A 288-nucleotide genomic window follows, 5' to 3' on the forward strand; every position below is an offset into this window, starting at 1 on the left:
TGAACAGGGGAAGGATTGTCTGTGAAAGGGGACAAATAAGAAAGTTGTCACTTTATTGATTGACTTAAAACTAGGACAATGTTAGAAAAGTACTAATTAGTTTTAATAAGGACAATTTGTCGGGTGAATAATGATCTAGTTGTAATGGACAATTCCATCGTTAAAGCATCATATAATTTAAGTGTGAGTGAACAGCGTTTGCTCTTATCGGCATTAGCACAAATACCTAAAAACCAACCAATAGACCCTAAACAAGCGTATGACATTACAAGAGAGGACTTTATTAGG

At 34.7% G+C, this 288-nt stretch carries 1 protein-coding gene; it reads left to right on the forward strand.

The window, feature by feature from the left end; translation table 11 throughout:
• Window positions 1-123 precede the first annotated feature (123 nt).
• Window positions 124-288, forward strand: a 165-nt coding sequence (locus ACG9ZB_RS17150; RefSeq protein ID WP_419326838.1) for a RepB family plasmid replication initiator protein, incomplete at its 3' end; no start/stop codon positions are given.

Source organism: Acinetobacter johnsonii, from assembly GCF_048551975.1.
In the GTDB taxonomy this organism is placed as follows: domain Bacteria; phylum Pseudomonadota; class Gammaproteobacteria; order Pseudomonadales; family Moraxellaceae; genus Acinetobacter; species Acinetobacter johnsonii_A.